The sequence below is a fragment of the Nocardia sp. NPDC019219 genome, assembly GCF_040632645.1.
Taxonomy (GTDB): Bacteria; Actinomycetota; Actinomycetes; order Mycobacteriales; family Mycobacteriaceae; genus Nocardia; species Nocardia sputorum.
Genome location: NZ_JBEYCG010000001.1, coordinates 574261 through 597122, shown reverse-complemented (window position 1 = coordinate 597122; position 22862 = coordinate 574261). Strand labels below are relative to the sequence as shown.

Below are 22862 nucleotides of genomic sequence, written 5' to 3'. Positions count from 1 at the left end.
TCAGCGCCTGGGACGTAGAGGATGTGCCTTCCGATGACCGTCACCAGCTTGTTCACCTGGCTCGGCGGGGGCAACAGCGCGATCACCGATCGTCATGAGCGTGCGGGATACGCCGTCACAGGGGCGGTCGTGCTGTTGTTCGGGACGATCTCCGGTGTGGTCGCCGCGCTGGCCGCGGGCTCCGCGTGGCCATGGTGGGCGGCGTCGGCGGCGGGCGTCGTGATCGCCGCGCTGACCGGCGCGCTCGCCCGGGCGCTGGCTACGGCCCGGCCCGGTGGCGGGCCCGATCGGCTCGGCCTGATCGCGCGTCTCGTGGTCGCGGTGCTGGTGGGCGGATTGCTCGCCGAGCTCGCCGCGATCGTGCTGTTCAGCGGATCCGTCGACCGGCTGCTGGACGAGAAGGCGCAGCGGTCGCTCGATTCGGCGCCGCGGGTCGTCGCCGCGCAGGCGGAACTCGACCGGGCGAAAGCCGACCGGGCCGCGCTCGAACAGGCGATCGGCATGGCGCAGAACGATATCGATCACGCCTTGGTGATCGCCCGCTGCGAGCTCAACCCGGCTCCGGAGTGTCCGCGCACCAGGATCACCGGCGTGCCAGGCCGCGGGCCGGAGGCGCAGACGGCCAACGACATGCTCGACGACGCCCGCAAGCAGCTCGCCACCGCGCAAGGCCGGGTCGATGCCGCGGACCGCCGGATCGACGCGGGCCAGGCCGCCCTGTCGACCGCACGGACCGCCGCCTTCGACGACGCCGACCGCGGGCTCGGCGCGCGCTGGCAGGCGATGAACGACTACACGGTGCGCGACGCGCTGCCGCTGCGCGTGCTCACCATCGTGGCGTTCGTCGCGCTGGCCCTGCTGCCGCTGGTCCTGCGCTGGTGGCGTGGCGAGACATCGTTCGACCGGCACAACGCGGCCCGCACGGTGCACGACCGCGCCGAGCGGGAAGCCGACGCGGTGATCGCGGTCAAGCAGGCCGAAGTGCGCGCCGAGGCGGAAACCCTACGCGCCGAGCGGGAACTCACCGCCGCCCGCCTCGCCGTCGAGGCGGACACGGCCATCGACCGGGAGCGCCAGCGCACCCGCATCATCGCGGCCATCGGCGGCATCGAGATCGGCATCACCGAGCCGCCGCGCCGCCCCGAACTTCCCGCCGTCGCGGCGGACGACCGAAAGGACAGCGCCGTGCCCGACGAGGCGACGAACCTACCCGCTCCCGCTGCCGTGCATCCGCCGGTGCCGGCCGTCGCACCCGCACCGACGGCGCCGAGCGGCGGCGGCCTCGAGCTGCCATTGATCGGCACGGTCCCGTTCACCGACACCGCCGCGCGTTTCCTCCGGCCGCTGGTTCCGTCGTTCGTCGCCAACGCGATCGACACGGCGACGCATCCGTTGCGCACCGCGCGACAGGCGTTCGAAGAGGTCGAGGAGATCACCTTCACGCTGCGGCGCACCCGCAAGGTCACCGTCGACGGCCAGACCTCGCATCCGCAGGCCGTCGGCTACCAGCTGCAGCCGGGCACGCCCGACATCGCACACGCCCAGCACATTGCCTCCACCGTCGTGGACGCCGACTACTCGGCGCCGCACGCCCCCCGTTACTCCTCGCTTCCCCCCACCGGCGCCGCCGGCTACGGCCTTCCCACCGGAGCCCGCCGGGACGAGCTGCCGGGCCACCACCGCCCCGAACTTCCCGAGTCCAGCCGCCGCGAGCTCCCGCCGGGGCGCTGACCGCCCCACTGAGGCAAGCGATTCAGCTACACCGGGAGCGGCCGCAGCGGCAATTTCGCACACTTGCCCCGATGCGGGCGGCTGTCCCGAGGATCGTCGCGCAGCGCCGAGCGCCCGGCACGGTCACCCGGCCGAGCCGCGACGGAGCACCACCGGCAGCGAGTTCTGGTTCCGACGGCGCGCCCCGCATGCGGGCTGCCGACGGCGGTCACCGTCGGCAGCCCAGTCACCGCTGTTTTCCGACCACTCGATCACCCGCCGAGCTACCGTCCGGCGCGGGCGCACGGACTGCGTCGGCGACGTACTCGCGGGATCACATCCGGCCCCGACCGCACGTCGACCGCGCACCGATGCGTCGCCACCGCCTGCCCAGCACGACTCGACCCGTGAACCAGCGAGACGTGCGGAGCATCGTCCGGGTCGGAGCGCTGCCGCCGAACTCACTTGCTCGGCTCGGAGCCCGTGGTTCGGGCTCACGGTGCGACTCGCCTCCGCTTACGCTGCACCCATGCAACACAGGGAGGTGACGCTCGCCGCGGCGCCGTGGGGATCACGATTGCTCGGGTCCGCCGAGGAGTCGTCGGGGCTGCGACGCATCCGCATCCAGCTGTTGCTCACTGTGCCCACCCTGCTGGGCAACCTGACGGGCATGGTGGTGTCGATCGCGCTGGTGGGCTTCGTCTTGCCGGGGCCGTCGGTCTTCACCCGGGATCTCTTGCTGCTCGACGTGCTCGCCGCACCGCTGTACGCGACCTGTGCGCTGCTGCTGGGGCTGTGGTGGGGCACGACTCGCGGGCTGCGGGCGCTGCGGTGGGCCACCGACCCGCTGCACGTGCCCACCGAGGAGGAGCAGGCCGCGGCCATCGCGACACCGCGCAGGCTGGTGCGCAATCAAGCGCTGCTGTGGTTCGGCGGACTCGTCGTGCTGACCACGCTGTACGGCCTGGCCGAACCGCGGCTGATTCCGAAGGTGGCCTTCGGCATCGCGCTCAGCGCCATCGTGGTGTGCGCGAACAGCTACCTGATCATCGAGTTCGCGCTGCGACCCGTCACCGCGCGGGTGCTGGAAGCCGCGGCTTCCGGTCGACGTCGCGGCATCGGCGTCTTCGGGCGCTCGCTGGTGGTCTGGTTGGTCGGATCGGGCGTTCCGGTGGCCGGGATGATGGTGCTCGCGGTGTCGGCGCTCGCCATGGACGACGTCACCAAGGCTCGGCTGGCGGTCTGCGTGCTGTCCCTCGGTGGGGCCACGTTGATCTTCGGTCTGCTGCTGATGACGCAGACCCTGGCCGCCACGGTCGCCCCGATCCTCGGCGTGCGCCGCGCGATGCGTCAGGTCGAGGACGGTGATCTCGATGTGGCGCTGGCCGTGTACGACGGCACCGAATTGGGTGAGCTGCAGAGCGGTTTCAACCACATGGTCGAGGGACTGCGCGAGCGGGAGCAGATCCGGGATCTGTTCGGCAGACATGTCGGGCGCGAGGTAGCCGCCGCGGCTCTGGCGGGTGATCCGACGCTCGGCGGCGTGGAGACCGACGCCGCGGCCCTGTTCATCGACATCGTCGGCTCGACGACGATGGCCGCGACCATCCCGGCGCCGGAGATGGTCGCCCTGCTCAACCGGTTCTTCGGGATCGTCGTGGACGAGGTGGAGCGCCACGGCGGGCTGGTCAACAAGTTCGAGGGCGACGCCGCCCTCGCCGTTTTCGGCACACCCGCTCCGCTGGGCGACGCCGCGGGCGCGGCGCTGGCCACGGCGCGCGCGATCCGGGTCAGGCTCGACGCCACCGCGACCGATTTCGTCGCGGCCATCGGCGTGGCCGCGGGCCGGGTGGTCGCGGGCAATGTCGGGGCGCATCAACGCTACGAGTTCACCGTCATCGGCGACGCGGTCAACGAGGCCGCCCGCCTGTGCGAGCTGGCCAAGCAGGAGGGTCTGTTGCTCGCGTCCGGCGCCACCGTCGCAGCGGCTGCCGATACCGAGGTGCGACATTGGCGGCTCGGCGAATCCGTCACCCTCCGCGGCCGCCTCACACCGACCCGGCTGGCCCGTCCCACATAGAACTTGTCCCGGCGGTGTCGCGATGCAGTACGCGCAACGCCCGCTACCGCCGCCCGCGCTCGCGCTGCCGCCGCCGCGGCTGACCGGTTGGAGCGGTGGCTGCCTCGGCGACCGCAGCCAGCCCGAACGCGCCCACATGTCTCGCCTCCACGGCGACGACCACTGCCCGTGACCATGCCGCCACCGAGTGCGAGGTGGTTCCGGTGCGCCGAGAACGGGCGACCGAGAATCACGGCAGTCGCGAGCACCGCCACCGATCGCATGGCACCGGATGAATGAGAGGTCGGCCCATTCTGTGCCGGGCGCACGAGCGGCGCGCCCGGCAGGGGACTCGGGTCCGGTCCGCTAGGCCGCGAGAACGGGGCGACCGGCAGCCGCGAGTGCCCTCACCGACCATCGGGGCACCGGCGCGGAACGGCATGGTCGCCCCGCCAGGCGGACGGTCCCTGCCCGCGCCGTCGCAACTACTACCTGGTGCGGAGGCTTTCGGAACCGGCGATCACGCACGGGCACCGCGCAACCGGAACGCCACCAGCGCGGCCATCAACAGGATCGAGGTGGTGCCGATCGCCGCGAAGTGGATGCCGGAGACGAACGATTCGTGCACGGAGGCGAGGAACGCGCTTCCGGCGGCCTCCGGCAGCTCACCGGCGAACGCCGTGGCCGCGCCAAGGGATTCCGAGGCGGCGTCCACCTGATCGGACGGCACGTGGCTCAGGTCGAGACCGTTGCGGAAGATCGCCATGACCACGCTGCCGAGTACCGCGACGCCCAGCGCGATCCCGGTCTCGTACGCGGTCTCCGACACCGCGGCGGCCGCACCCGCGCGCTCCGGCGGCGCCGAACCGACCACCAGGTCCGACGACACGGTCAGCGCGATGCCGACGCCTGCCCCCACGAAAAGGAAGCCGAGCACGAACGGCGTCGTGCTGGTGGCCGCGTCCGGGCCCAGACTGCCGAACAGCGCAGCGCCCACCGCCGCCGTGCTCAGCGCACCGCCCAGCACCGTGCCCGGCCGCAACCGCCGCACCAACCAGGCCGCGGCGAGCGAGGCGACCATGCCGGTCAGCAGACCCGGCAGGAGCAGCAAGCCCGCCTGCATCGGCGAGCGGCCGAGCACCAACTGAAGGTACTGCGAGCCGAAGAACAGCACGCCGGCCAGCGCGAACACCGCGAGCAGGTTGGTCACCACCGCCGTACGGAACTTGGGCAGCGCGAACAGCGCCAGATCCAGCATCGGCTGCGCGAGCCGTCCCTGCCTGTGCACGAACCCCACGCCCGCCAGCACGCCGAGCGCGCCGACCAGGACCGGTCGCAGAGCGGGACCGTGTGCCGCGAACTCCTTCACCGCGTACACGACGGGTACCAGCGCGAGCATCGACAGCAACGCACTGGGCAGGTCGAAGCGACCGGGCTTCGGATCACGCGATTCCGGGATCAGCACCGGACCCAGCCCGAGCAGCACCAGCATGACCGGCAGGTTCACCAGGAACACCGAACCCCACCAGTAGTGCTCGAGCAGCCAGCCGCCCAGCAGCGGTCCCGCCGCGGCGCCACCGCCCGCCATCGCGCTCCATACCGCGATCGCGACGGTGCGCTGCCGAGGATCGAGGAACATCGACCTGATCAGCGCGAGCGTCGCGGGCATCAGCGTCGCGCCGGCGACACCTTGCAGCACGCGGGCCGCGATGAGCATTTCCGGCGTCACGGACCAGGCCGCCAGCACGGATGCGACACCGAATCCGGCCGCGCCGAGCAGCAGCAGCCTGCGTCGCCCGATCCGGTCGCCCAGGTTGCCCATGACGACGAGCAACCCGGCCAGCACGAACGAGTAGACGTCGATGATCCACAGCAATTGCGGCGTGGTGGGCGCGAGATCGGCGCTGATCGCGGGCACGGCCAGATCCAGCACCGTCGCGTCGACGGCGAGCAGTAGCAGAGCGAGCGCGAGCACCGACAACCCCGCCCACTCGCGCGCTCCGGCGCGGTGGGTGGTGGCCGCTCGTCCGATGGGCTGGGGGGTCATGACTTTCTCGACTTCCGTCGTTAGTTTTACCGTCCAGACGGTATAGTACTCACATAACCGTCCGGACGGTATAGTCGACCGGGTGACGGCTGACACCCGCGACCGCATCCTGGACGCGCTCGAGACCTTGCTGCTGGAGAAGGGCATGTCGCACGTGACCCTGGAAAACGTCGCGGCCACCGCGGGCGTCTCCAAGGGCGGCTTGCTCTATCACTTCAAGAGCAAGGACGCGCTGCTCGCGGGCTTGGTCCGCAGGCTGGCCGACCGTGCGGGCAGGCAACTGGACACGGCCGTCGCCAAGGGCGGTTCGGTAGCCGAGTGGTATCTGCAGACGCCGAACCCGGACAACGCGGCGGAAGCGGTCGAACTCGAGCTCTACCGGTCCATGCTCGCGACCATGCGCACCATAGACGCCACCCCGGAACCCGACGAGGTGCAGCGCGCGCTCGCCGAGATGATGAACTCCTGGTCGGACGGTTTGGACGAGGAGGTCGCCGATCCGGTTCAGGCCGACCTCATCCGGTTGGTCGGTGACGGTGTGTACCTGCGCGCGCTGCTCGGCCTCCCACCCATCGATCCGGTTCGCTACCGGCACGTGGTGGACCGCTTACTACAGCGCTGACGGCTAGACTCGGCCCGTGCTGCCAGCCGCCGAACCGGCCGGCGCCGTCGGGGCGGGAACAGATCCGGTACCGGGGTCTCCTGGAACGACGGTGCCGATCCGACCGCTGAGTTTTCGCGAACTGCTCGATGTGCCGTTCGCGCTGATCCAGGCGAACGTGCGCGCCTTGGCCGGGCTGAGCGTGACGGGCCTGGTCCTCGCCGAGGCCGTGGTCGTCTCGGTGACCGCGGGCGTCTCCGAGCTGACCGACGGCTCCGACCCGGGCACCGCCTGGGCGGCGATCCTGTCCACCGCGGCTTGCGCGTGGTTGCTGCGCTTCGTGTTACGCGGCACCACGGTGGCCCTGGGGCTCGCGACCGTCGGCGGCGCGCCGATCGGCCGCCGGGCCGCGCTCCGCCGATTCGGTGCGACGCTCGGCCCGTTGCTGGTGTTCCAGCTGTTGTTCACCGTGGTGGGCGTCGCCGTGCTGACGGTGGGCAGTGTGCTGATCGTGACGTTGCCGCTCGCGGCGATCTGGCTGGGCCGGCTGCGCGCCGGCCGCTGGGTCGCGGTGCCGGTGCTGTTCGTCGAGCGCACCTCGCACCGGGACGGTATCGCGCGGGCCAAGCTGCTCGCGGAGGGCGCGGAGTGGCCGACCACCGGGCTGTGGATCGTCCAGCGCGCCCTGTTCGCGCTGCTGGCGGTCCCGCTGCTGGCCATTCCGCTGTTCGTCTCCGACTTCTCCGGCACCCACCGGTGGCCGGTGATCGTGCTGACCACGTCGGCGGTGCTGCTGCTGACGGCGTTCGGCGAAGTGGTCGAGGGTTCCTCGCGGGTGGTGTGCTACGTCGACCGCCGTTGCCGCAGGGAGGGATTGGACATCCGCATCCGCAGGCAGGAGGCGCGGTGAGCGGTCCCGTTCCGCCGGAAAGCCCGTCGGCGCAGCAATCGGGCGAGGTCACGCTGACCAAAGGCGCGACCGACGACACGGCGCCCGGCACACCACGGCTCGGCGCGGCCGCCGATCATCGCGCCGCCGCCGAAACGGCCGCCCAGCACCGGGATTTCGATCGCGCCCTGCGCGAACGCTTCCGTGCCGTGCTGCGTGGTCTGGAACAGGGTGGTGTGCTCGAGGTGCGGCGCTCACGAACCGCGCGGGAAACCGCCGACGACGTGACCACCGCCTTACCGCTCGAGACCGCCACCGAGATCCAGCCCGCCGCACTCAGTTTCGACGAGGTGGTCTACGGCGGACGCCGCGCCACCGAGGACGAATACCGCAGGCTGGAATACGCCGACCGGTTCTCCGCTTCCGCGCCGCCGCCGGCTCCGGAACCGGTGGAGATAGAGGCGGTGGAGAAGGCGCCGCGCAGCAAGCGCAGGCTGCCACCGCTGCCGAGTCTGCTGCGCGACCCCCGCTTCTGGGCGGCGCTCGCCGCCGCGGCCACGTTGCTGCTGCTGGTCTACGGCGCCCTGCAATCCTGCGGCGCGCCGACCGCTCCTCCGGCGCCGCCGCCGCAAACGCCTCCGGATCTGCCCGACGTCCCGCCGCCGGACGCCCCCGGCTTCGGAGCGGGGGACGACCCGATCTGGGACCGGCTGCCCGCGCCGGTCTTCTACGGCGGCGTGCAGTTCCTGATCGCCGCCGCACTGGTGGTGTGGTGGCGTGCCCGCAGGCGGGGCGCGCTGGTGCGCGAGCCCCGGCCCGTCGAGGTGGCGGCGAACGAACTGCTCGCCGGGCAGGCCGCCCTGTACCGCCGCTCGAAAGATCACGATCACGTCGCCGGGAAACTGCGGGCGGCCACGCTGCGCCGCATTCGCACCCCGCTCGGCATCACGGCCGACACCCCGCCGGACCGCATCGTCGCCGTGCTCGCCGCGCGCATCGGAGCCGACACCGCCCAGATCGGCGCGGCCTTGTTCGGTCCCGTGCCCGATCCGTGGACGCTGCAGGTGGTGGCCGCCCAACTCGAATGGATCGAATCGGAGGTCGGATGAGACGCCTTTGCCCAATCCTCCCCCGGCCCACGGCATGCGGGAACACCCGCGAACCACAGGAGATCGAATGACCAGCACCGAGACCACCCCGACGGCCGAGCAGGCGGGCGCCGCGTTCCACGCCCTGCGCGCCGAGATCGGCAAGGCGGTGGTCGGCAACGACAACGCGGTCATGTACTTGGTGCTCGCACTGCTGTGCCGCGGCCACGTGCTGCTCGAAGGCGTGCCGGGCGTCGCGAAGACGCTGCTCGTACGGGCGCTGGCCACGGCGCTCGACCTCGACCACGCCCGGGTGCAGTTCACGCCGGACCTGATGCCCGGTGACGTCACCGGCTCGCAGATCTACGACCCGCACTCCGCGGAGTTCACCTTCCGGCAGGGTCCGGTGTTCACCAACCTGCTGCTCGCCGACGAGATCAACCGCACGCCGCCGAAAACTCAGTCGGCGCTGCTGGAATCGATGGAGGAGCGGCAGGTCTCGGTGGACGGGAAACCGCAGCCGCTGCCCGATCCGTTCGTCGTCGTCGCCACCCAGAACCCGATCGAGCAGGAGGGCACCTACCCGCTGCCGGAGGCGCAGCTGGACCGGTTCCTGTTCAAGGTGGACATCCACCTGCCCGGCCGCGACGACGAGTTCCGCATCCTGCAACGCCACGCCGCGGGCTTCGATCCGCGCGACCTGGCCGCAGCGGGCCTGCGTCCCGTCGCGGGCGCGGCGCACATCACCGCCGCCCGCGCCGCGATCGCCCGGACGACGATCACGCCCGAGGTGCTCGCCTACACCGTCGACGTGTGCCGGGCCACCCGCACCTCGCCCGCCGTGCAGCACGGCGCCTCGACCCGCGGCGCGACGGCGCTGATGGCTGCCGCCCGCGCGTACGCCTGGCTCAACGGGCGCGGGTTCGTCACGCCGGACGACGTGAAGGCCGTCGCCGTCGCGGTGCTGCGGCACCGCCTGCATCTGCGCCCGGAGGCCGAGCTGGACGGCGTGACCACCGAGGGTGTGCTGTCGTCGCTGTTGCTGTCGGTTCCGGTCCCGGTGTAGCGCATGGTCGTCACCGGTCGGCTGGCCGCCGCGGCAGGCGTGGCGGCTCTGTTCGTCACCCTGGTCCTGCCTTCCGTGGCCGGCGTGGTGGTGGTGACCTGTGTCCTGGCGGCGGGGCTGCTCGTCGACCTGGGCGCGGTGGGACGGGCACGCGATCTCACGCTGTCCCGCGAGGCGCTCACCACGGTGCGACTCGGGCGCTCGGCCGAGGTGGAACTCGTCGCGGTCAACACCGGAGCCCGGGTGCTGCGCGGCACGGTCTGGGACGACTGGCCCGACAGTGCGCGTCCCGAACACCGCACGCACCGGCTCGACCTCGCCCCGGGCACCAAGGTCCGTTTCCGCACCACGCTCACGCCCACCTACCGTGGCGATCGGGTCGCGGGCCAGGTCACGGTGCGGCTGCTCGGCCCGCTCGGACTGGCTGGGCGCCAGACCAGGCGCGACGTGCCCGCCCGAATCCGCGCGCTGCCCGCGTTCCGCGCCGAACGGCTGTTGCGCTCCAAAGTGAAGAGGCTGCAACACCTGGAGGGCAGCAACGTGGCCGATCTGCGCGGACCGGGCACCGAATTCGATTCGTTCCGCGAGTACGTCGCCGGAGACGACGTGCGCGCCATCGATTGGCGCGCCACCGCCCGCGCCACCGATGTCCTGGTCCGCACCTGGCGTCCGGAGCGCAACCGGCACATGCTGATGTTGCTGGACACCGGCCGGATCAGCGCGGGCCGGGTGGGTGACGGTACGCGCCTGGACGCGAGCATCGAGGCGGCCCTGCTGCTCGGCGGTCTGGCCGCCGCCGCGGGGGACACCGTCGATCTGCTCGCCTTCGACCGCCGACCGCGCGCCGAGGTCCGCGGGGTCGGTGGAAAAGGATTGCAGCTGAAGCTGATGCACGCGATGGCGGGCATCACCCCCGCTCTCGTCGACACCGACAGCGCCGGACTCGTGCGGGCGGCCGTACAGCGCACCCGCCGCCGCAGCCTGGTCGTCTGGTTCACCAGCCTCGACGGCGCCGCGGTCGAGGAGAATCTGCTGCCCGTGCTGCCGGTGCTGGCGCAGCGGCACCGGGTGCTGATCGTCTCGGTGACCGACCCCGAGATCGCCGCGGCCGCCACCCGGCGCGACCGCCTCCCCGACCTCTACGCCGCGGCGGCGGCCGAATCCGTGCTCGCCGAGCGCGCGCTGGTCCAGGAGTCGCTGCGCCGCACCGGTATCGCGGTCGTCGCCGCGTCCCCGGAACGGTTGCCCGAGGCGCTCGCGGACGAGTACCTGGAGCTGAAACAGTCCGGGGCCCTCTGAGTTCCGGCCGTGGTCTGGTCGAAGGACGTCCTCGCGGGGCCGCCGAGGAGGATCATGACCCCATGGCCTCAGATCTCGCCGCCTTTGTCCGTGGACTGCCCAAAGCCGAGCTGCACCTGCATCTGGAAGGGACGCTGGAGCCGGAGCTGAAGTTCCGCCTCGCGCGGCGCAACGGCATCGAGCTGCCGGAGAAAAGCGTGGACGAGGTCAAGCAGACCTATCGCTTCCACGACCTGACGTCGTTCCTGCAGGTGTATTACCCCGCGATGCGCGTGCTGCGGCGTCCGGAGGACTTCCACGACCTCGCCTACGACTATCTGCGCCGCGCGCACGGCCAAGGCGTGCGTCATGTCGAGCTGTTCTTCGATCCGCAGGCGCACACCGGGCGCGGGGTTCCGTTCACCACGGTGATCAGCGGATACCGCTCGGCGATCGCGCGGGCGCGGCGGGAGCTGGGGATATCCGCCGAGCTGATCCTGTGCTTCCTGCGCGATCATTCCGCGGAGTACGCCATGGCGACGTTGCTGGAAGCGTTGCCGTACAAGAGCTGGATCCTCGGCGTCGGCCTGGATTCCGACGAGCGCGGCAACCCGCCCAGCAAGTTCGCCGCCGTCTTCGAGCGCGCCCGCGCGGAAGGATTCCTGCTGACCATGCACTGCGACATCGACCAGCCGGATTCGGTCGAGCACATCCGCCAGGCGCTGGAGGACATCGCCGTGGACCGCCTCGACCACGGGACGAACATCGTGGCGGACGACCGTCTGGTCGAGCTGGCCAAGTCGAAGGGCATCGCGCTCACCTGCTGTCCGGTGTCGAACTCGTTCGTCACCGCCGAGATGAAGTCCGCGGAGATCGTCGGCTTGCTCGACCGCGGGCTGACGGTGACCGTCAACAGTGACGATCCCGCCTACTTCGGGGCATACGTGGCGGACAACTACCTCGCCCTCGCCGAGCAGGCGGGGCTCGGCATCGATCGACTGGCCGAGCTGGCCCGCAACTCGTTCCGCGCTTCTTGGCTGACGCCGGCCCGGCAGGATGCCTTCCTCCGCGAGGTGGACGACTACGTCGCGGCGAACGGCTGACCGGGGCGCAGCGGCATCGGCGGGAACACCGGCTGCGGCAGCACCCGGCGCTGTCGTTCGGCGATCACCGCACCGAGAATCTGCGGCGGGGGGTAACCGGCCGGCGGCGCGACGCGCAGCCGCCCGCACACCTCCGCCACGAGCTCGGCGCCCAGCTGGTGTTGCGCGGCGGGAGTCAGGGTGCGCAAGCGCGTCAGGTACTGCCGCACGGACAGCGCGAGATCCTCCGGCAGTCCGGACAGATCGAGCTGCGCGCTCCAACCGGTCAGCCACGGCGGCGCGAGCGCGAGCGCGGGCGGCGGCAGGGAGCGTTGCGCGTGCACGACCACGGTGCCCGCGAGCACGTCACCGATCCGCCGCGCATGCGGCGAGCACATCGAGGTGAGCACCGCGATGGCCCCGAACCCGCCGAGCATCCAGAAATCGACGATCGCGCCCGCCAGGCCGCGGGTGAGCGCGTGCCGGAAGTCGATCGGCCCGCCGTCCGCGCGCACCACGCGCAGCCCGAGCATCAGCTTGCCCAGGGTGCGTCCGCGCCAGGCGGTCTCACAGGTCACCGGATAGCCGACCAGCACGGTCACGATGGTGACCAGCATCACCACGTCGAGCCACGCCGAGTCCACGCCCGCGGGCAGCAGCAGCGTGACGACGGCGAACAGCAGCACGAACCCGAGCGTGCACTGCGCCAGCACGTCGATCAGGAACGCGGTGGCCCTCGTGGGGATCCGGGCGATCGGCAGTTCCAGGGCCACTGCTTCGCCGGTGGTGAACTCAGCCATGTCGATAGCATTCTTGCGACCGGCGGGAGTGGGAGGCAACCGAATGGACGTGGACGCATACAGCCTGGCGCACCGCAGGGCGTGGGACCGGCTCGACTACTTGTCCAAGCGGAGCAAGCTGACCGGCGCGGAGGTCGACGAACTGGTTTTGCTCTACCGCCGCACCTCCCAGCAGCTGGCACGGCTGCAGGCGCACAGCCCGGACCCGGAACTGATCGCCGGACTGAGCGCGCTGCTGGCGCGTGCGCGCGGCCGGGTGCTCGGGACGCGCGCCGACACCTGGCAGGAGATCGGCCGGTTCTTCAGCCACCGCTTCCCGGCGGCGCTCTACCGGTCGTGGCCGTGGTGGGTCGGCGTCGCCGCGGTGTTCCTGTGCGTATCGGCCGGCTTGGCCGTCTGGGTGGAGCGGTTCGACTCGGCCCGCGACGTTCTCGGAATCCCGGCGGACACCAGGAGTCTCACCGCACCGGGCGGTGCGTTCGAGACGTACTACTCGGAGCATCCGCAAGGGGCCTTCGCCGCGCAGGTGTGGACGAACAACGCGTGGGTCACCGCGATCGCCCTGTTCACCGGCGTATTAATCCTGCCAGCGGCCTACCTGCTGTTCATGAACGCACTCAATCTTGGTGTCACGGCGGGTCTGATGTCCGAGGCGGGGCGGCTGGATTCGTTTTTCGGCTTCATCCTTCCGCACGGCACGCTGGAGCTGACGGCGGTGTTCGTGGCGGGCGGCGTCGGCCTGAAACTCGGGTGGACGCTGATCGATCCGGGACGGCTCAGCCGGGTGGAGGCCGTGGCCAGGCAAGGGCGAGCGACCGCGACGGTCGCCCTCGGGCTGGTCGGAGTGTTGCTGGTGTGTGGCTTCATCGAAGGATTCGTGACGCCGAGCCCGCTGCCCACCCCGATTCGCCTCGCGATCGGGTTCACTGCCGAGACGTTGTTCCTGGTCTACGTGTTCGTCGTGGGCCGCCGCGCGGTCACGGAGCGGGTCGACTCGGGTGCTGAGGCGGCGAGCTATCAGCCGGACGGTGTGACTCAGACAACATTCAGCACACGCAGAGCGGCGTGATCGGGATAATCGACAGCTAAGCGGCGCCAGATCGGTTCGGAACTCCCCCCTTTGAGTTCCGCTGGCCGCAGCGAGTCGCTGCTCTAGCTGCGGCCAGCGTTACCGTCAACTCTACACAATCGTTATCCCTACGCAACCCTCCCCGCCGAGGTCAAGCGTATAAAGCAGCGGGCCAGCAAACCCCTACGGCACCCTCCGGGCACCCACATCCAGCTAACCGCATGCGACTCGCGCGACCGGAGTTTCGGGAACCCGGCAGTACTCCGGTGACGCCGCCGGAATACTCTCCCGGAGCCTCCTCCGGCAATGGATCGGAACGCTCCGGAGGCGTTAGCCGAGCTATTGCATAGACCCCTCCATGGTTTGCTGAGACCGCCTCCCACCTGCACGTTCATTTGCACAAAAGATCAGTTGCTGACCACCCACCGATAGAAAGAGACCACAAGTTTGTTTACGCGGTAATAAACCGGGTAAAGACATAGCGGCACGCGAGGAAGACCGGCCAGTTCCCCGACAGGCTCCGCATTAACCGGGGAGCGAAAAGCCTCCGGTTCACCTGCTCGGACCACTCGATTCAGCACCTGGGCCGCAACCATAACGAGGCATGTGATCTTCGCCTCACCTGCCGTTACCGTGCCCCGGAGCCGTGCGAAAACGGCGCCGCCACATGCCACTTGGAGAGACACACGTCACATACGAGGGCGCTGCGCAACGGCTGAGGAGATCGCTCGATGGGCCCCGGCAGTTCGGGGCCTATGCCGGGTAGACCTCGGTGATCTTCGAGGTGACAAGAGCGCTCAACCGACGCGCAATATCCCGGTGACCGTGCCTTGTAGCAGACGACTGTCATGGGTGATCAGCGGCGCGGTTTGCAAAGGGTCGTCGATGATGGTGCCGGGGAGGGGGTGGGAGGCGGTGACCACACCGGTTTCGGGATCGATGACGGTGAAGGCGTACCCGTCCAGGGGGGTGGTCTGGTCGAGACCGACTCGCGCGACCGTGTAGAGCGCGCCGTCGGCGGTGGACAGACGTGGTACGGCCGCGCTGCGAACCCTGTTCTCCCACACCACATGACATCCGTCGTCGGCGACATCGACGCGCGTCATCCCGCCGGTGAACGGCGCGCTCGGCGGTACCGCCGGTCCCGCCCCCTCGGGTAGCGCCGGATACGGGTAGCCGTAGGTGCTCGCCACGAAGACCGAGCGGCCGATGCCGACCGGCGAATTCTCGCTTCCTGAGCCGCCTTCGCCGAGCACCGGAACCGCGCACATCAATTCTCCTGTGCCCGTCCGGTACACCAGGGCGTGCACCTGTTCGTCGGCGTTGTCGACGATGGTCACATAGTCCGCGCCGGTCGCCGGGCCGAAGTAGGTCGGTGTCGAGCCCGTACCCCAGCTGAGCTGGCCGGGCTTACGGGCTGATCCCCGGTCGTAGGCCGCGCGCCACGCGATCTCCGGGACACCGGACGCGCCGACGCGCAGTTCGTACAGCGCATGCGTCGTCGCCACCGCGACCTGTCCGCCCGGGGCCGACGAGATGCTGTTCGCCACCTGCTCCCCCGGAGGCAACGTCGACTCGGCCACCCGTCCGGCAGCGGTGACGAACCCGACCACTCCCCGGCCGGTCGCGAACCACACATTGCCCGACCAGTCCGGCACGAGTCCCGTCACGTTGTCCCCGGTCGGGATCACGGGCCTCAGATCGGCGGCCTCTTCGCTGATCAGCCGCCAGGTTCCCGCCGCGCCACGCTCGTGCCGCACTCGGAGCAAGCGGTCCGAACCGTCGACGACCACCAGACGGTCGTCCTGGTCGAGGTAGGCGTAGACGCCACCGAGCAAACTGCCTTTGGTCAACGGCAAGGCGGCGAGCGATCGCGCCAACGGACCCGGCGCCGCCGGATCGAGCAGATGCACCGTCGGCGTCTGCCCCGCGATCGCGGTGCACAACGCGACCACGAGACGGTCCGATCCTTCCAGCAGGGTCGGGCACGCCGAAGCCAGCGGGTACGCGGCGACCGCCGCGGCACCGGCGCCCGGCCCGGCGAGCGGCGTCACGTCCGACGACCCCGCGTCGCCGTGCATGGTGGCGGTGCCGGTCGGTCCGAGGAAGGGATTCGGCGACCCGAGGGGCCCCCACGGCCCGGCTGCCGAGGCGGGCAGAGCGGGCAGCAATGCCAGCGCGCAGGCGGCGAGGAGAGTCATCGGTCGGCGCATCGCGGATGGTCCTTCGCTAGACAACGCGGTATCCGAACGGACACCGGGGAAACAGTATTCGGACAATCGCCGCCCCACCCGGAAGGCCAGGCTCGATACGATGACGCCCATGAACTCCGTCCGAGCCCGCCTGTTGTCCACTCTCGCCGGTCAGCTCGGAAATCCGCACGGCACGCTCGGCAAAGGCGTCGCCTTCGTGCTCAATCGCGGCAACAAGGCCGCCATCGCCGGGGCGGTGGAGGCGGCCGGCCTCGCGCCGGGGGGCACCGCGGCCGACGTCGGCTTCGGTGGTGGAGCGGGGCTGTCTCTGCTGCTCGAGCGCGTGGGTGCGGGCGGGGTCGTGCACGGCGTGGAGATTTCCGCCGACATGCTGGCGCGCGCCCGCGCGAGTCACCGCGGCGCCATCGATGCCGGAAGACTCCGGCTGCTCGAGGGGTCGCTCACCGCGCTGCCGTTGCCGGACGACGGCCTCGACGCCGCGATCACCGTCAACACCGTCTACTTCGTGCCGGACCTGGCGGCTGCCTGCGCCGAACTCGCGCGGGTGGTCCGGCCGGGCGGCCGCCTGGTGATCGGCATCGGCGATCCCGACGCGATGGCGAAGCTTCCGTTCACCTCGTACGGCTTCACCCTGCGCCCGGTGCCGGACGTGATCGCGGCGCTGGAGCGGGCGGGCTGCGCGGTCGAGCATCGGCGGCCGGCCGGCACGCCGATCCCGCACCATCTGCTGGTGGCCACGCCGCGCTGACTACATCAGCGCGCCGCCGTCGACCCTGATCTCGGTGCCGGTCATGTACTTGCCGTCATCGGAGGCGACCATGGCGACCACCCCGGCGATGTCCTCGGGAGAACCGAGCGCGCCTTTGTTGAGCCAGCCGGTCATCCGGGAGAACAGCTGCGGGTCGAAGCCCTCGGGCTGGTCCAGGATGGATTTCGTCGTGATGCCGCTGGTGATGCCGGCCGGGACGATGTTCACCGCGCGCAGACCCTGCTTGGCGTACTCCAGCGCGATGGCGTGCGTGAAGGCGTTCACGCCGCCTTTGGACGCCGCGTAGGAGGCGAGGTAGGGCGCCGCGCTGAAGGCCGCGGTGGAGGAGAGGTTGACCACCACCCCGCGCCCGGTATCCAGCAAGGCGGGCAGCGCGGCCTGGGTCATCAGGAAGGTGCCGGTGAGATTCACCCGGATCACCCGGTCCCACACCTCGAGCGGCATCTCGTGGGTGCGCGCGGGCCGCAGGATGCCCGCCGCGTTGACCAGCACGTCCAGCCCGCCGAGGAATTCGAGCGCCGTCGCGATCGCGGTGCGCACCGATTCCGGATCGGCGATGTCGACCTCGACCGTTCGCAGTCGTTCGGCGCCGTCGCCCGCCTTTTCCGCGGTGGCCGCCAGGCCCGCCACGTCGATGTCGGCGGCGACCAGCTGTGCCCCTTCGTCCAGCAGCCGCAGGGCGATGCCCTGACCGATGCCGGATCCCGCTCCTGTCACCACCACGCGGCGGCCGTCAAATCTGCGCATGCCAAAAATTAGAACACGTTCTCATCGAGCGGCAAAGGACTTCGCCGCTTCCCGGCGATCCGCAGCACCATGGCCGCCGCCGCCGCGCCGTACGCCCGGCTGGCCGACGCCGGACGACCCGCCGGGTAGTTGGAGCGATGCGTGACGACGACGCCGTTCGGTAGCGTGACGGTCCGGTCCGGCACGGTCGCGACGCAATTGCCGCCCGCCTTCGCCACCAAGTCCACGATCACGGTTCCCGGGCCCAGCAGGTCCAGCTCCGCCTGCCCGAGCAGGCGGGGCGCGGGCGATCCGCGATGCACGGCGGTGCAGACGACGAGGTCGGGCGGCGTGGCGGCGAGCGTCTCCAGCACCGCCGCGTTGTCGTCCTGATTCGGCACGAATCGCCCGGCGCCCGCCGCGACCGCGGCCGCCCGCTGTTCGAGGCGGTTGCCGATCGCCACCGGCTGCTCGTCGCCGAACGCACGCGCGGCCGAGATCGCGGCGAGCCCGGCCGCGCCGCACCCCAGCACGAGAGCACGGACCGGGCGCGTGCGTCGCTCGGAGGCGAGCAGTCGCCTACCTTCGGCGTAACCCTCCGCGCCCGCGATCCGGCTCATGGTCGACAGCGCATCGATCTCGGTGGTCGTGTCGTCACGCGGCACCTCGTCGAAGGCGACCGATTCGACGCCGCGGCGGCGCAACCGGTCGATCTCCTCGCGACGGTAGTGCGGATCCTGGAAGCCGAGCAGCGTCGTTCCCGCGCGCAGCGGCATCGAATCCAGCTCGAAGGCAGGCGGTTTCACCCAGACGACGATGTCCGCGCGCTCGAAGACCGTCGCCCGGTCTGCGACGACGACCGCCCCGGAAGCGCTGTACGCGGCATCGGCGTAACCCGCACCGCGCCCGGCGCCTTCGTCCACCAGGACTCGAAGTCCCTCCGTCGAAAGTGTGCGCACGTCGTCGGGAGTGAGTGCCACACGAGTCTCCCGCGGCGCGGTTTCGCGCAGCACCCCGACGATCACCGCGTGGCCCTGCGCTCGGCCACCAGAGCGGTCAGGCCGCGATCGGCGAGCGCGTCGCGATAGGTCAGTCCGCCGACGATGTCGCGGATCAATTGCTCGAGCCGGTCGAAGAGTTCCTCGATCAAAGCGGGCGATTCCTGGCGGGGAGCTTTGCGCGGAGCGAGGACGTTCAGACGGACGCCGGGACGCAGCGAACCGGTCCGGTCCAGCGCGACGCTGTCGACGCCGGCCACGGCGAGCAACAGGTCCTCCACCTGCGCACTCGTGCGGACTCCCGCCCCGTCGAGCAGCGCGCGATCGAACACCACGGAGACGAACATCCCTTCGGGGTTGCCCAACGGTCGCAGCACGCCGGTCCCGAGCCGGGCGTTGATCGCGGCGATATGCGCACAAGCCCGCTCGATCTGCGCGCGCATCAGCGCGTGGTTGCGATCGAAGTAGTCGTCGGGGGTGTGCTCGAGGATCGCGCGAGCCAGATGGGTGGTCTCGCGCTGGAACGAGATGGTGAGCCGTTCCCGGATCCGCTCCAGCCACGCGCTGTCGCCGGTGCACGCCGCACCCATCTTGCAGGGACCGAAGGCGTTGTAGCCCTTGGAGTTACCTGTGACGGTCAGCATCACGTCGTACAGCCGCCGGATGCCGCGCTCGGTCTCCACGTGCAGCGCGGCGATCGGGATGTGTGAGGCCACCAGCCGGTCGAAGGCCATGTCGCAGATGACGGGAACACCGCAGTCGAGCAGCACCCGCCCGATCTCCGCGAGCTCGGTCGCGGTGTAGTCCGCCACCACCGGATTACCCGGCAGCGTGAGCAGCACGCCGCACAGTTCGCCGGTCGCACGCAGCCCGTCGAGGCAGCGGGCCAGCCGGGCGGGATCGATCTTGAACGCGTCGTCCGAGCCCACCGGGCACGACACGATCCGCAGACCGAATTTCTCCACATGAATGCTGGAGCTCTTGTAGAAGCCCTCCGGGCAGACGATCACCCCGCCCGGCCTGGCCAGCGTGGCCACGGCCTCCTCGAGCAGCATCGTGCTCGAGTACGGGCAGACGATCACCTCCTCCGCGCGCACCCGGACGCCGGGCACCCCTTCCACCGGATGCGACAGGCGCTCGAACAGCTTGCGTGCTGCCAGCTCGCGCAGGATCAGCGGCTGCCGCTTGTCGTAGAGCCGGCCGTCGAGGTACTCCGCGGAGGGCGCGATGTGCAGACTCTCCCGCCACGCGCGGTCCAGCGCCGCGACGGCGTGCGCGTCCGGGGCCCGGCCGGTTTCCCCGTGGTAGGCGTCGATGACGCCCGAGTAGCGGCGGCCGCCGGTCCCGGCGAACCACGCGTCCCGCGAAACCCGCCCGCGTACTTCCCGTTTCCTGGCCTCGGAGCGGTTGGTCAGCGTCGCCAGGTCGGCGAGCGGAAGGGTGAGCACCTGGCTCTGAGTCACGGAACCTCGCCTTCTGAAGAGTCTCCCGGTGCGGGCATGGTGTTCCATTTCTCCTGCAGTGCGGCGCGGAACAGGCTGCGGCAGTTGGCCTCGGTGAGTCGTTCGAACTCCGCCAGGGGCGGCTCGGCGACGATCTGGTCGACCACGATGGCCGTTCCGGCGCGTCGGAGATCGTAGAGTTTCTCGAACCGCCGGACCGCGAACGCGACATCGTGCTTCAACACGGAGAAGCGCGTCGCGACCCGCGCCTGGCGTGAGTAGTCGTACTCGCCCACCGCGACGTAGCGGTCGTCGACCACGAGCATGCTCTGCGCGTTGCGCGCGTATTCGCGCTTGACCAGCACGCTCTCCACGCCCGAGCGGGCCTGTTTCCACAGTTTGTCGTCATAGGGCCAGACATCCGAGATGTCGTCCAGCACATACATCCGCCGCACATCGATCTTCGGCGGATGAGTCTTGTCGGCCAGGCGCAGAATCGCCGCGTGATAGTCGTCGCCGACGTCGCCGCCGATCGTGCCCAGGTCGGCGGTATGGATCGCGCGCACCGACGTGGTGGCCTGTTCCAGGATCGTCAGCCAGTCGGTGACGGTGTTCCATTCCCATACCGTGGCGCTGCGCGACGGAATCTGCGCGAGGATCTCCTCGGCGCGCTCCAATTGCCGATCGGCGACCAGGCGCAGCGGCTCGATTTCCGCTCGCGCGCCGGAGGCGTCGATCAGGCTCTGCGCGATACCCAATGCGCGCGAGACCAATTCGGGGTCCTTGCCCAGCAGGACGTTGAATCGCATCCGCAGGTCGTAGTAGGCGCTGCTGGTCGGGTCGGTCGCGGGGTCGGCGCTGCCGTCGGTGGGCAGTTCCGCGCCGAGGGCCAGGCTCAGGCGTTCCCGTAGCGCGAGCGGCGGAATCCGGCTGCCGTTCTCGATCTGCTGAATCAGACTGCGGGAGCAGCCCGCCCTGGTGGCCAGCGCGGCCTGGGTGTAGCCGCGTTCTAGTCGTAGCCTGCGGACCAGGTTGCCGACCTGCTCATCCGAGCCCGAGTCAGCCATCCCGTGCCTCCCATCCTGCGCAGTGCATACTCATGCTCACGGAGTATCACGATGCGCCATTCTAATCATCAAATGTCAAGAGGCGTGCGATGAATCGCGTTCACACGATTTCGTTGCGAACCGGAGATCCGCCTGCTCGATCACTCTTGCGAAGAAAAGACTGCCACATAGGCTCAGAAACGGGCTTCACGAGTTCCATCCCGCAGTGGGAACGGATAGTCGTGCAAAACTTCGATGAATTTTGGGCGCTCTGATTATTTTCGAGCATGGAGGCTCACCGCATATCATCACAAAGCGTTAAAGCTTCGTTGACAGCATGCAGTGGCCGTACCTAGCCTGGTTCTCGAAGCCACCGCAATTCGGTGTCGGCGCAAAGGGTTTCCTCCTTCCCGACCTCGGTGGCCCGATAACTCTAGGAGGTGCCGGATACGGATACCTCGTCATGGCGCGGTCCGGGCCCCAACGCCTGCGGCCGGGTGTGACCATCCCACCCCAACGCCATCGCGCCCGACCTCCCGACGATTCGGGCACCGAACCATCCAGGCACGGACGACTCCACCGCGTTCGGGCCGTGACCGAGCACGGTCATCACACCCGGCGGCGGGTCCGCGTCATCCAGAACAGAGTGAATGAGAGCGGATCATGGCACTCGACATCACCGATTCGATCATCACCAGCGACATCACCCCGGAAACCGCACGGCTGCTTCCTTCTTCCTCCGGCGCGGCATGGGAGCTCAGTTGGCTACCCACCGTCATCCTGACCCGCGAGCAGGCGGTGAGCGGGATGGTGCTCGACGAAATGCTCAGCGATCCGGGCACCATCACCAGCGATCTCGCCCTCGAACTGGCCGCCATCCGTGCGGCGGAACTGGGCGTCACCCTGCGGGACGTGCTGATCCGGCTGTACGTCCGCATCACCGAACGCGACAACGAAGCCGCCTGCTGCACCCATACGCCCCTGCCCGCCTGACCCGGCGTAGACCGGCTCGCCACAGTGGCGCCGGACGCGCCACCCAACCGTCGCGGTCCCGCGCTTTCCTCGACTGATCGCTCGACTCCCGATATGACCGCGTCCGGCCTTGCATGCCGCAACCGGTCGGCGAACGATTGACTTGCGCCGGCCGCGCTCGCGGGCCGTGCGGTGTCCCGCGCTCGGTGGACCACGAGGTGACGGCCCGGCGACAAGCGGAGCGATCACTCCGTTCGAGGAGGAACCGATGTTCATCCAAGTAATACAGGGCAAGGCCGCCGACCCGGCCCGGCTGCGGCGATGCATGGATCGGTGGAACGAGGAACTGCAGCCGGGAGCCATCGGCTATCTCGGCACTACGAGCGGGCTGTGCGACGACGGCACGTTCATCGCGCTGGCCCGATTCGAATCCGCGGAAGCGGCGCGCCGCAACAGCGAGCGCCCGGAACAGGGCGAATGGTGGCGGGAGACCGAGCAATGCTTCGAGGGTCCGGTCACGTTCATGGACTGCGCCGAGGTCACCGAGTGGATGGGTGGCGGCTCCGACCGCGCCGGTTTCGTGCAGGTCATGGAGGGCCACACGCGAGACGCGGGCCGGATGCGCGAGCTACTGACCCAGACCGGCGATCGAGTGCACCAGTTGCGCCCGGAAATCCTCGGCGGCACGCTGGCGACCTACGGGGACGACGGATTCGTGGAGACGTTGTATTTCACCTCCGAATCCGAGGCTCGCGAACACGAGAATATGGAGGTACCGGACGATCTGCGGTCGCTGTTCGAGGAGGAGAACGCGCTCATGGGTGACGTCGCCTACTTCGACCTGCACCAGCCGATGCTGAGTTCGCCCCGAGGTTGAGCGGTGCGACCGCGCGCCCTGCGGTCGCATGGCGTATCCAGATACTTCGCGGCAACTACATACACAACTGAGCTCATCCCGCCTCCGATAATTCTCAACACCGAGAAGAAGTGAAACGGACCTCGGGATG

At 69.9% G+C, this 22862-nt stretch carries 20 protein-coding genes; 13 read left to right on the top strand and 7 right to left on the bottom strand.

The features are described 5' to 3' along the window. The first annotated feature begins 33 nt into the window (after positions 1-33). From ABZ552_RS02690 to ABZ552_RS02680, 3 genes are all read left to right on the top strand, one after another. Positions 34-1731, top strand: a complete 1698-nt coding sequence (locus tag ABZ552_RS02690; protein ID WP_357435308.1) for a DUF4407 domain-containing protein — start codon at positions 34-36, stop codon at positions 1729-1731. 508 nt (positions 1732-2239) lie between these two features. Beyond that, positions 2240-3790: an adenylate/guanylate cyclase domain-containing protein gene (locus ABZ552_RS02685; protein ID WP_281876587.1), complete on the top strand. Its 1551-nt coding sequence runs from the start codon at positions 2240-2242 to the stop codon at positions 3788-3790. A 22-nt stretch (positions 3791-3812) separates the two neighbouring features. Continuing rightward, positions 3813-3962 carry a hypothetical protein gene (locus ABZ552_RS02680; protein WP_357435306.1) on the top strand — a complete coding sequence of 50 codons (150 nt, stop codon included), beginning with the start codon at positions 3813-3815 and terminating at the stop codon, positions 3960-3962. 327 nt (positions 3963-4289) lie between these two features. Here the strand turns inward: ABZ552_RS02680 and ABZ552_RS02675 are convergent, their stop codons facing one another. After that, complete coding sequence (locus ABZ552_RS02675) at positions 4290-5816, bottom strand: MFS transporter (RefSeq protein ID WP_281876585.1); 1527 nt, start codon at positions 5814-5816, stop codon at positions 4290-4292. 82 nt (positions 5817-5898) lie between these two features. Between ABZ552_RS02675 and ABZ552_RS02670 the strand changes: the two genes are divergently transcribed. The 6 genes from ABZ552_RS02670 to add all read left to right on the top strand — a co-directional run bounded on the left by ABZ552_RS02670 (position 5899) and on the right by add (position 11841). Next, entirely contained in the window at positions 5899-6438 is a 540-nt protein-coding gene (locus ABZ552_RS02670; RefSeq protein ID WP_281919299.1) for a TetR/AcrR family transcriptional regulator, read from the top strand. Positions 6439-6529: 91 nt separating this feature from the next. Continuing rightward, positions 6530-7327: a hypothetical protein gene (locus ABZ552_RS02665; protein ID WP_357435304.1), complete on the top strand. Its 798-nt coding sequence runs from the start codon at positions 6530-6532 to the stop codon at positions 7325-7327. After that, positions 7324-8415, top strand: a complete 1092-nt coding sequence (locus tag ABZ552_RS02660; RefSeq protein WP_281919301.1) for a DUF4129 domain-containing protein — start codon at positions 7324-7326, stop codon at positions 8413-8415. Before ABZ552_RS02665 ends, ABZ552_RS02660 begins: the two co-directional genes overlap by 4 nt. 67 nt (positions 8416-8482) lie before the next feature. Further along, positions 8483-9460 (top strand): MoxR family ATPase, encoded by a 978-nt coding sequence (locus tag ABZ552_RS02655; RefSeq protein ID WP_357435302.1) that lies wholly within the window; start codon positions 8483-8485, stop codon positions 9458-9460. Positions 9461-9463: 3 nt separating this feature from the next. Further along, entirely contained in the window at positions 9464-10759 is a 1296-nt protein-coding gene (locus ABZ552_RS02650) for a DUF58 domain-containing protein (protein WP_281876580.1), read from the top strand. Between the two features lie 62 nt (positions 10760-10821). Beyond that, positions 10822-11841, top strand: a complete 1020-nt coding sequence (add, locus tag ABZ552_RS02645) for an adenosine deaminase (RefSeq protein ID WP_281876579.1) — start codon at positions 10822-10824, stop codon at positions 11839-11841. Here the strand turns inward: add and ABZ552_RS02640 are convergent. Beyond that, entirely contained in the window at positions 11820-12620 is an 801-nt protein-coding gene (locus tag ABZ552_RS02640) for an RDD family protein (protein ID WP_281876577.1), read from the bottom strand. The genes add and ABZ552_RS02640 overlap by 22 nt on opposite strands. Positions 12621-12663: 43 nt before the next feature. On the opposite strand from ABZ552_RS02640, the gene ABZ552_RS02635 reads away from it, so the two are divergent. Beyond that, positions 12664-13689, top strand: a complete 1026-nt coding sequence (locus ABZ552_RS02635; RefSeq protein ID WP_281876576.1) for a stage II sporulation protein M — start codon at positions 12664-12666, stop codon at positions 13687-13689. Positions 13690-14486: 797 nt separating this feature from the next. Here the strand turns inward: ABZ552_RS02635 and ABZ552_RS02630 are convergent. Beyond that, positions 14487-15902: a hypothetical protein gene (locus ABZ552_RS02630; protein WP_357435299.1), complete on the bottom strand. Its 1416-nt coding sequence runs from the start codon at positions 15900-15902 to the stop codon at positions 14487-14489. A 109-nt stretch (positions 15903-16011) separates the two neighbouring features. Between ABZ552_RS02630 and ABZ552_RS02625 the strand changes: the two genes are divergently transcribed. Further along, positions 16012-16650 carry a methyltransferase domain-containing protein gene (locus tag ABZ552_RS02625; RefSeq protein WP_357435297.1) on the top strand — a complete coding sequence of 213 codons (639 nt, stop codon included), beginning with the start codon at positions 16012-16014 and terminating at the stop codon, positions 16648-16650. Here ABZ552_RS02625 and ABZ552_RS02620 read toward each other — a convergent pair whose 3' ends face one another. Genes ABZ552_RS02620 through ABZ552_RS02605 form a run of 4 tightly spaced genes read right to left on the bottom strand, consistent with a single transcriptional unit; the run spans position 16651 to position 20904 of the window. Then, complete coding sequence (locus ABZ552_RS02620) at positions 16651-17418, bottom strand: SDR family NAD(P)-dependent oxidoreductase (RefSeq protein ID WP_281876573.1); 768 nt, start codon at positions 17416-17418, stop codon at positions 16651-16653. It abuts the gene before it with no gap. Positions 17419-17426: 8 nt separating this feature from the next. After that, the gene (locus ABZ552_RS02615; protein ID WP_357435542.1) at positions 17427-18410 is read right to left on the bottom strand and encodes a hypothetical protein; all 984 of its coding nucleotides are present in this window, start codon (positions 18408-18410) and stop codon (positions 17427-17429) included. An 8-nt stretch (positions 18411-18418) separates the two neighbouring features. Beyond that, on the bottom strand, positions 18419-19858 hold the full coding sequence (locus tag ABZ552_RS02610; protein ID WP_357435295.1) for a pyridoxal phosphate-dependent aminotransferase: 1440 nt from the start codon (positions 19856-19858) through the stop codon (positions 18419-18421). Then, a complete protein-coding gene (locus tag ABZ552_RS02605) occupies positions 19855-20904 on the bottom strand; it encodes a helix-turn-helix transcriptional regulator (protein WP_281876569.1) in 1050 nt (349 codons plus the stop codon). Before ABZ552_RS02605 ends, ABZ552_RS02610 begins: the two co-directional genes overlap by 4 nt. Before the next feature lie 642 nt (positions 20905-21546). Between ABZ552_RS02605 and ABZ552_RS02600 the strand changes: the two genes are divergently transcribed. Beyond that, positions 21547-21876 (top strand): hypothetical protein, encoded by a 330-nt coding sequence (locus tag ABZ552_RS02600; protein WP_281876568.1) that lies wholly within the window; start codon positions 21547-21549, stop codon positions 21874-21876. Positions 21877-22123: 247 nt separating this feature from the next. Further along, positions 22124-22732 carry a hypothetical protein gene (locus ABZ552_RS02595; RefSeq protein WP_281876567.1) on the top strand — a complete coding sequence of 203 codons (609 nt, stop codon included), beginning with the start codon at positions 22124-22126 and terminating at the stop codon, positions 22730-22732. Positions 22733-22862: the final 130 nt, after the last annotated feature.

Bases quoted from the DNA above. Each gene is read 5' to 3' on its own strand.
- ABZ552_RS02655 (WP_357435302.1), top strand. From the start codon at position 8,483: ATGACCAGCACCGAGACCACCCCGACGGCCGAGCAGGCGGGCGCCGCG.
- ABZ552_RS02625 (WP_357435297.1), top strand. From the start codon at position 16,012: ATGAACTCCGTCCGAGCCCGCCTGTTGTCCACTCTCGCCGGTCAGCTC.
- ABZ552_RS02630 (WP_357435299.1), bottom strand. From the start codon at position 15,902: ATGCGCCGACCGATGACTCTCCTCGCCGCCTGCGCGCTGGCATTGCTG.
- ABZ552_RS02650 (WP_281876580.1), top strand. From the start codon at position 9,464: ATGGTCGTCACCGGTCGGCTGGCCGCCGCGGCAGGCGTGGCGGCTCTG.
- ABZ552_RS02685 (WP_281876587.1), top strand. From the start codon at position 2,240: ATGCAACACAGGGAGGTGACGCTCGCCGCGGCGCCGTGGGGATCACGA.
- ABZ552_RS02690 (WP_357435308.1), top strand. From the start codon at position 34: ATGACCGTCACCAGCTTGTTCACCTGGCTCGGCGGGGGCAACAGCGCG.
- ABZ552_RS02595 (WP_281876567.1), top strand. From the start codon at position 22,124: ATGTTCATCCAAGTAATACAGGGCAAGGCCGCCGACCCGGCCCGGCTG.
- ABZ552_RS02620 (WP_281876573.1), bottom strand. From the start codon at position 17,418: ATGCGCAGATTTGACGGCCGCCGCGTGGTGGTGACAGGAGCGGGATCC.
- ABZ552_RS02635 (WP_281876576.1), top strand. From the start codon at position 12,664: ATGGACGTGGACGCATACAGCCTGGCGCACCGCAGGGCGTGGGACCGG.
- ABZ552_RS02680 (WP_357435306.1), top strand. From the start codon at position 3,813: ATGCAGTACGCGCAACGCCCGCTACCGCCGCCCGCGCTCGCGCTGCCG.
- ABZ552_RS02640 (WP_281876577.1), bottom strand. From the start codon at position 12,620: ATGGCTGAGTTCACCACCGGCGAAGCAGTGGCCCTGGAACTGCCGATC.
- ABZ552_RS02605 (WP_281876569.1), bottom strand. From the start codon at position 20,904: ATGGCTGACTCGGGCTCGGATGAGCAGGTCGGCAACCTGGTCCGCAGG.
- ABZ552_RS02675 (WP_281876585.1), bottom strand. From the start codon at position 5,816: ATGACCCCCCAGCCCATCGGACGAGCGGCCACCACCCACCGCGCCGGA.
- ABZ552_RS02600 (WP_281876568.1), top strand. From the start codon at position 21,547: ATGGCACTCGACATCACCGATTCGATCATCACCAGCGACATCACCCCG.
- add (WP_281876579.1), top strand. From the start codon at position 10,822: ATGGCCTCAGATCTCGCCGCCTTTGTCCGTGGACTGCCCAAAGCCGAG.